Raw genomic sequence first — 6,795 nt, forward strand, 5'->3', positions numbered from 1 at the left:
ACTGCACGCGACGGCGGGCACCGGGCCATTCTGCCGGATTGAGGCTGCCCCTCGTGCCCGCCGCGCGTGAGTTCCGGCCGTTAGCCCGCACGCGAGAGAAGCCGATGACCGCTGAGCGCGTACTCAAGCTACTCGAGGTCCTGCGTGACGCGGGCGTCGAAGCAGTGCTCGACGGGGGCTGGGGCGTCGACGCGCTGCTCGGATTCGAGACGCGCAAGCACGAGGATCTCGATCTGGTCGTCGATCTAGCAGACGTCCAGGATATCCAGGCCGCTCTTCACCCGCTCGGCTTCTCCATTCACGAGGATCACCTCCCGGTCCGCTTTGTTCTTCGATCTCGAACAGGCGAGCAACTGGACTTTCACACGGTCACGTTTGACGAGGAGGGTGGCGGCCTGCAACCACAACCGAACGGGGGCGTGTTTCGCTATCCGCCGGAAGGCTTCGTGGCGGGCCGCGTCGAAGGCCACGAGGTGCGGTGCATTGGGCCGGAGGTTCAGATTCTCTGCCACCTCGGGTATGAACCCACCACGAAGGATGCGCGCGATGTACTTGCGTTGTGTCGCTCTTTCGGCCTCGCCATTCCCGCGGCATACGCCGGGTTTGCCAGCCGGAGTGCGGGCTAACAAGGCAATGGAGCTGACCAGCCGCGGTCGGTGGCGTGCGGGGGCGGGTGCTCGCCGGCCGCCGCAATCGGGTGGTTGACACGGCGGCGGCCGGCGATTGAGACTGCGGGGCATGCGGCGGCCGGCAGCTCATTGCCGAGCCGTTAGGCGGTAGTTACCATCGAGACGTCGATCCACTGAAGGAGGAGAACTGTGATGAAAACGCTGTTAATCGCTGTCGCTGCAACACTTGTCGCCGGCACGGCCAGCGCCAGTGTTCCGCTGTTTGCGGCCAAGTGCGGTCAGGGTATCACCGCCGATTCCAACGCCAAAGGCCAGGTTCGCGTGAACGGCAAGGTGGCGAAGCTCATCAACAGACCGGACGGGCAGATCACGGCTCAGTCGGGCGGCGTCTATGTCGACATCACGCCCCAGGGCGATCAGCCGCCGCGGGTCACGTACACGGCCAAGGACAAGTCCATCGGCACCTGCGAGATCCTGTCGTTTGCAGCACCGGCCGGACGTTCGGCCGCACCCACCGGCGGCCACCGTGCGTCGGCGTCCGAACGGGCCGGTCAGGGCCAGTTCGACGCGCGTGGCCCAGTTCGCTGCGCGGAACGCGCCGGGCAGCCGATGCAGCAGTGCCAGGCCGCTGTGGCCCGCGATCCGGGTGGCACGGCGACGATCGTCATCACCCGCCCCGACGGCCGCAAGCGCTTCGTCTTCTTCGAGAACGGCAATCCGGTCAGCGCCGACCTGAGCCAGGCCGACGGTAACATGGAGTTCCGCGGGTCCAAGGGCGGCGACGTCTACTACATCGAGGCCGGCAACGAGCGCTACGAGATCGTCGAGGCGTTCATCTTCGGCGGCTGACCTAGCGAACGCGATGGACGGTGGCGCGCGCTCGGGCATGTAAAGGAGAGTTCTGGTTCTGCCCGCGCCGCCTCATCCAGTCCCGAACCCAACAATGTCGCGTATCTGCCGCCTCTTCGTGATTACGTTCGCCGCGCTGTACGCGGCGGCCTTCGCGCTGTACCTGGTCGGCACTTACGGCTGGTTCGGCAGCCCTCGTGGGCCGCTGGCGGGGGTGTTCCTCGTGCCGCTGGGGCTGCCGTGGAACCAGTGGCTCGATGCTCTGCCGCCAGCCATGCTGCCGGCTGCCGCCGTCGCCGCGCCGGCGCTGAACCTGCTGTTGTTGTGGAGCCTGTGCCGATGGAGGCTGCGGATATGAGGGCCATGTTTGCAGTTGGTGCGCTAACCGTGTTGGTCGCGACGACCGTTGGTGTGGCGGGAGACGCCAAAGCAGCCGCTCCGCCGCTGGCCGGCACGCAGTGGCGGCTCGTCGAGTTCCGGTCGATGGACGATGGCCAGGGAACCACCCGCCCGAGCGCAGGGACGGTCTACACCATGTGGCTGCATGGTGACGGCACCGTCGCCATGCAGCTCAACTGCAACCGCGCCACCGGCACCTGGTCCGCGCGGCCGGGCAGCGAGGCCACGAGCGGCCAGTTCGAGTTCGGTCCGCTCGCGGCAACGCGCGCGCTGTGCCCGCCCCCGAGCATGGACGAGAGCATCGTCGCTCAGTCCCGCTATATCCGCTCCTACCTGCTCAAGGACGGCCGGTTGTATCTGAGCCTGATGGCGGACGGCGGCATCTACGTGTGGGCGCGCGAGTCGAGCGCCTCCTCCGCAACCGACGTCGCTGCGGCCCCTGAGAACGGCGGGCCACGTAACTGGGAGGTCGTCCGTACGCTGAACCTGCGTGAGCAACCGGGCACGTCGGCGCGGATTCTCGCCACGTACCGCCCGGGCACGGTCCTCGACAATCTCGGCTGCCGGCGTGCCAAGGGGCGCATCTGGTGCGACGTACAGCAACTCGGCGGTGGCCCGCGGGGTTATGTGGCCGCGGAAAACCTCCGGCCGGCGATCTCACCCGATGGCAGCGCCGCGATGGGTGCGGACGATTCCGCGCTGCGCGCGGGCCAGGGCCAGTTCGATGCGACCGGGCCGCTGCCCTGCGCATTTGCGCCCGGCCAGCCGATGGGCCAATGCGAACTCGGCGTCGCTCGCGCAGGCGGGGGTTACGCCACGGTCGTCATCAAGAAGCCCGACGGCCGCACCCGCGCGATCTTCTTCCGCATGGGCCGGCCCATCGGTGCCGACGTCAGCGAGTCGGAAGGCCGCCTCGAGTTCGAGGCGACGAAGGACGGCGACCTGCACCGCATTCGCGTCGGGAACGAGCGTTACGAAATCCCGGATGCAGTCGTCTTCGGCGGCTGATGCCTACCTCTCCGGACCATTACGAACCGCACCGCCTAACAACCGGTTGCAGCGGACGGTCCGCTGCGCGGCCCGCCGCTGAACCGGAACGTTAGGCTCGGGAGCCGCAACAGTACGGGGGGCAAATGGCCTTGATCGCGTGTTCAGAGTGTGGTGCTCAGATCTCCGATAGGGCGCCGGCCTGCGTGACGTGTGGTTGTCCAGTCCCCAAGAAGGCCGAAGAGCCGAAGCCCAGGGTCGTCGGGATCAACGCTGCGGACCCCGACAAGACCCTGGCGACCGGAGGCCCAGAAGCGAGCGAGGAGATTCGGCATGCGGAGCAGCAGATCAGGAACGCCTGCATTGCGGCAGTGGTGGCCGGCGCCATAACCGCGGTCGTGGGGGTGGCGGCCGGATCCCTCGCCTTCTTCGATGGTCTACTAGTCTTCGGGCTGGCCTATGGCGTGTACCGAAGAAGCCGAGCCAGTGCAGTCGTCCTACTTGTGTATTTCGTCATCTCGAAGATCGCGATGCTGGGGCAACTGTCGGTCTTGAACATGACTGCCCGTGTTTCCGCTATCTCGGTAAGCATTTTTCTTTGCTACTATTTCGTCCAGGGCGTACGGGGGACCATCTTGTACCATCGGCGCGCCCTTGAGAAGGGAGAACACCGCGGAACTGCGGAAACCAAACAATGCCCGCAGTGTGCAGAGCAGATCAGGATTGAGGCCTCGGCGTGTCGTTTCTGTGGCTATGAATTCAGCACAGAAGACTTTGCGCCTGTCCGCAGATACCAAGAGCTTCGGGCATCAATTCAAGCCGACGAACAAACCGCCAAGCAACTTCGTCGCTCGATTCGAGTTGATACCGCAGTGGGGTCGCTCTTCATGGTCCCTGGCGTATTGATCGGGATGGTTTCAGCGGTAGGTATTGTTACTGGTTCGGGTGCGCGAGGCACGTTCCTGATCTTCCTTTTCGTCTCGGCGTTGCTCATCGCGCCGGGGCTCGCGTATGCACGAAGAAACAAGGCCCGCAATGCTGATCTGAACGCCCTCGATGCACGCGTCGCTTCTGCAAATTCCGAGGCGGATGCCATTCAGCAGACAAGGAAGATCGCTGGCGCCGTCGGTAATGCGATTCTTGGCCCACAAGCTTCGCCAAGTGGCGGAGGGGCACAAGAACCAGCGGCCGCAGGAAACCAACCGGCACAGGGACCGAGCCCGTGGGGTGCAGCGGCTGGCGCAGGCGTTGTAGGGGGAGCCATTGCCGGGCTGCTCGCCTCGTCCGGTGACGGGAAACTGGGCTTTGGTGCCTTCGTAGTGTTCATGCTGATGATGATGGGCATCAACGGAGGCGGCCGCAAGACGTTGGCGATGGTGCTGTTCCCGGCGGTGGCGGCACTTGTCATCGCTATCCTGAAGAAGTGAAAGAAGACGTTTCCGAACCAGAGGGTGCAGGCGACGCAATGCCCGCACGCCTGAGCGCCACGACGTTCGGCTCCGGTCAACGGGCTTTCCAGATGGTCGCTGTTCGGCTCTTTCGGATGGCCCGGTCGTAAGTTGCAAGGGGAAAGTGATGCGTACGCGCCGTAGCGACAATCAGCCGATCCGCTGGGTCTCCATGGAAAGATGCAGGCAGACCATTGAGGGCGATCACGATTTCGACGTCGAGCGGAGCGATTTCGACTACGGCGGCACCCGCCGCCTCTCGTATCCAAACGTCGAAAGGTCGGTCCAGCACGAGCCGTCCCTTCGCGTACAGCATCTGAGCCTCCCAGAGGCTTACCGCCGCCAGGCGGAGTTCCGCGCGCGACGCCAGTCGGTCCAGTGCCCTACGCTCGCGGGTCGGAAGCCGATCGGAGCCGAGCAGCCACCAGAGCCAAACGTGCGTGTCCAGGAGAATTCTCACCGAGCTGCCTCGAACTCCGCTTCATCAATCACTGATTCTTCTGGTTCACCCTTTAGTTCTCCAGAACCTCGAAGAACCTCCCACGCCTTGGGGGCGACCTTGCCTGCCTTCGGCGCCGGCGTAAGCCGGGCGACAACCTTGCCCCGTCGCTTGATGTCCACCAGTTCTCCTCCGATTTCGACCCGTCGAATCAGCTCAAGGCAGTTCGCACGGAACTGCGTCACCGAAATGTCCATGCTCAAATCCTATATGGCCATTTCCGATCAAGCAACAGGAGGTAGTGCCGAACAGAGCGCTCCACCCGACCGCGGCCACGAGCCGGCGTTGGAAAGTCGAAGCGGCGCTCCAGCCGCGGCGGGTGAGCGCAAGGCGTTAGGCCGCGCGACGGGAACGTTTGGAAGCGCCGATGAACTCCAACCGATCGAGAGTGTCCGGGAAGCGACGCACGAGCAGGATGAGCGCAGCAGCCTGTTCGTTGGGCTTGCTCCGGCCTTGCTCCCATCGCTCCAGGGTACGCTGATTGATGCGTAGCTTCCGCGCGAACACGCCTTGCGACATCTTGAGCCGTTCTCTGGTGTCGCGCACCAATGTCGCTGTTACCCGCGGGAGAGGCGGTGCGGCCAGCTCGTGGGTGCGGAGCGTAAGCTTGCCCTCGCGGTGGGCCCGCATGGCGTGCACGCCCTCGACTAGTTCGCCGAAGAGATCGCGCCGCTTGGGTTTCATTGGATCACCTTGTCCTTTTCCGAGGCGCCTGCCGCCGCGCCAAGCGCGCCTGCCGTTCTGCGTTGATGGCGGCCTTGAGGGTGCGCTTCTGGGTGGGCGTGAGGTCCTTGAGTTCGTCTTTTCCATAGAGCGTCATGAACCAGATCTGCGCGTCTTCGCTGAAGTGGTAGTAAATGACGCGCAGTCCACCACGCGTTCCCTTGCCACGTCGTGGATCGGGCCAGCGCATTTTGCGAAAGCCACCGGTGTGTGGCATCACCGCGCCCGCGTCGGGATTGGAAAGCAGCGCCTCCTGCAAGCCCCGATACTGGTCGTCGCTCAGGTAGGACGGCAAGAGCAGGGTGAAGGCTGGCGCCTCGATGAACAGCATAAGAGACCATGCGCAACCTGCGTATAGCAAGCAAGCGAGGGCCTAACAAGCGCATGGAGCGGACCGGCATGATCTGGGTTACCTGTCGCGAGCGTCGCTGCGCCGGCCGCTCATGCGCAGGACGTTAGGGTTGTCGAGTGCCGGTGGGACCGGTTGAGGCAAGGGTCCAGATGACATATCCTGCGCTCATGGCGACAAGCGTCGAGAGGTTGGCTGAGCAGGCCTTGAAGCTGCCGAGCGCATCCCGTGCCCGGCTCGCGGATCTCATAGTCGAGAGCCTCGATGCCGACGATCTGGGACGCATCGACCGACTGTGGGCCGCGGAAGCCAGGCGCAGGCGGGACGAGGTTCGCGCCGGGCGCGTGAAGACAGTTCCAGGTGCCGCGGGGCGTCGGAGGGTACGCGACGCCCTCCGGCGATGAGATATGAATTCCACCCGGAAGCTCTCGCAGAGTATGAGGCGGCAGCTCTCTACTATGCCGAGCGCGATCCGGCGGTGGCGCAGCGGTTCGTCGCGGCCGTCGAAGACGCGATCGACCGAATTCTCGATGCGCCGACACGGTGCCGGGTCCTCGACGAGGATGTCCGGCGCTGCCTCACACGGGTGTTCCCGTACGGCGTGCTCTACACCATCGAGCCGGAATTCGTTCTCATCGTTGCAGTCATGCACTGCAGTCGCGAGCCCGGGTATTGGAAGCGTCGCGTCGCGAAACCCTAACTCGGCCGCTGCACCCGACGGCGCGGCACGGGCGCTTCATTTCACCGCCGCGCCGCGGGTGATCGGCAAGCCGTTCGGCTTTGACTCCGTACACGTACTCAGCGAAGCGGTACACGTACTCGTACACGGACTGATGACCCGCGGCGGTGAAGTTGGACCACGAACGGTTGGACGTTTACCAGGTGAGCTTGGAATTTGCCGCCTGGTCGTAC

10 protein-coding genes and 1 pseudogene (1 of these 11 cut by a window edge) are annotated in these 6,795 nt (G+C 64.6%); 7 read left to right on the forward strand and 4 right to left on the reverse strand.

The features are described from left to right. From L6Q96_03150 to L6Q96_03170, 5 genes and pseudogenes are all read left to right on the forward strand, one after another. A pseudogene (locus L6Q96_03150) lies at positions 1–626 on the forward strand (four helix bundle protein) (it extends 529 nt beyond the left edge of the window). A gap of 195 nt (positions 627–821) precedes the next feature. Beyond that, positions 822–1,478 carry a hypothetical protein gene (locus L6Q96_03155; protein ID MCK6553574.1) on the forward strand — a complete coding sequence of 219 codons (657 nt, stop codon included), beginning with the start codon at positions 822–824 and terminating at the stop codon, positions 1,476–1,478. A gap of 94 nt (positions 1,479–1,572) precedes the next feature. Continuing rightward, positions 1,573–1,836, forward strand: coding sequence for a hypothetical protein (locus L6Q96_03160; GenBank protein ID MCK6553575.1), 264 nt, complete (start codon positions 1,573–1,575; stop codon positions 1,834–1,836). Positions 1,837–1,865: 29 nt separating this feature from the next. Then, positions 1,866–2,885: an META domain-containing protein gene (locus tag L6Q96_03165; GenBank protein ID MCK6553576.1), complete on the forward strand. Its 1,020-nt coding sequence runs from the start codon at positions 1,866–1,868 to the stop codon at positions 2,883–2,885. Positions 2,886–3,010: 125 nt separating this feature from the next. After that, positions 3,011–4,291 (forward strand): zinc ribbon domain-containing protein, encoded by a 1,281-nt coding sequence (locus L6Q96_03170; protein ID MCK6553577.1) that lies wholly within the window; start codon positions 3,011–3,013, stop codon positions 4,289–4,291. Between the two features lie 76 nt (positions 4,292–4,367). On the opposite strand, the gene L6Q96_03175 is transcribed toward L6Q96_03170, so the two are convergent. The 4 genes from L6Q96_03175 to L6Q96_03190 all read right to left on the reverse strand — a co-directional run bounded on the left by L6Q96_03175 (position 4,368) and on the right by L6Q96_03190 (position 5,865). Then, complete coding sequence (locus tag L6Q96_03175; protein ID MCK6553578.1) at positions 4,368–4,772, reverse strand: type II toxin-antitoxin system VapC family toxin; 405 nt, start codon at positions 4,770–4,772, stop codon at positions 4,368–4,370. Beyond that, positions 4,769–5,008, reverse strand: coding sequence for a prevent-host-death protein (locus tag L6Q96_03180; protein MCK6553579.1), 240 nt, complete (start codon positions 5,006–5,008; stop codon positions 4,769–4,771). The genes L6Q96_03175 and L6Q96_03180 overlap by 4 nt, the downstream gene beginning before the upstream one ends. Positions 5,009–5,144: 136 nt before the next feature. Further along, positions 5,145–5,495 (reverse strand): helix-turn-helix domain-containing protein, encoded by a 351-nt coding sequence (locus L6Q96_03185; GenBank protein ID MCK6553580.1) that lies wholly within the window; start codon positions 5,493–5,495, stop codon positions 5,145–5,147. A 4-nt stretch (positions 5,496–5,499) separates the two neighbouring features. Then, entirely contained in the window at positions 5,500–5,865 is a 366-nt protein-coding gene (locus L6Q96_03190; GenBank protein MCK6553581.1) for a toxin, read from the reverse strand. A 188-nt stretch (positions 5,866–6,053) separates the two neighbouring features. On the opposite strand from L6Q96_03190, the gene L6Q96_03195 reads away from it, so the two are divergent. Both L6Q96_03195 and L6Q96_03200 read left to right on the forward strand, forming a co-directional pair. Continuing rightward, complete coding sequence (locus L6Q96_03195; protein MCK6553582.1) at positions 6,054–6,287, forward strand: addiction module protein; 234 nt, start codon at positions 6,054–6,056, stop codon at positions 6,285–6,287. Further along, positions 6,284–6,583 carry a type II toxin-antitoxin system RelE/ParE family toxin gene (locus L6Q96_03200; protein MCK6553583.1) on the forward strand — a complete coding sequence of 100 codons (300 nt, stop codon included), beginning with the start codon at positions 6,284–6,286 and terminating at the stop codon, positions 6,581–6,583. The genes L6Q96_03195 and L6Q96_03200 overlap by 4 nt, the downstream gene beginning before the upstream one ends. Positions 6,584–6,795 lie beyond the last annotated feature (212 nt).

Source organism: Candidatus Binatia bacterium (assembly GCA_023150935.1).
In the GTDB taxonomy this organism is placed as follows: Bacteria; Desulfobacterota; Binatia; order HRBIN30; family HRBIN30; genus JAKLJW01.

Coding starts and splice junctions, on each gene's coding strand:
- L6Q96_03155 (MCK6553574.1), top strand. CDS start 822: ATGAAAACGCTGTTAATCGCTGTCGCTGCAACACTTGTCGCCGGCACG.
- L6Q96_03200 (MCK6553583.1), top strand. CDS start 6,284: ATGAGATATGAATTCCACCCGGAAGCTCTCGCAGAGTATGAGGCGGCA.
- L6Q96_03185 (MCK6553580.1), bottom strand. CDS start 5,495: ATGAAACCCAAGCGGCGCGATCTCTTCGGCGAACTAGTCGAGGGCGTG.
- L6Q96_03195 (MCK6553582.1), top strand. CDS start 6,054: ATGGCGACAAGCGTCGAGAGGTTGGCTGAGCAGGCCTTGAAGCTGCCG.
- L6Q96_03170 (MCK6553577.1), top strand. CDS start 3,011: ATGGCCTTGATCGCGTGTTCAGAGTGTGGTGCTCAGATCTCCGATAGG.
- L6Q96_03190 (MCK6553581.1), bottom strand. CDS start 5,865: ATGCTGTTCATCGAGGCGCCAGCCTTCACCCTGCTCTTGCCGTCCTAC.
- L6Q96_03160 (MCK6553575.1), top strand. CDS start 1,573: ATGTCGCGTATCTGCCGCCTCTTCGTGATTACGTTCGCCGCGCTGTAC.
- L6Q96_03180 (MCK6553579.1), bottom strand. CDS start 5,008: ATGGACATTTCGGTGACGCAGTTCCGTGCGAACTGCCTTGAGCTGATT.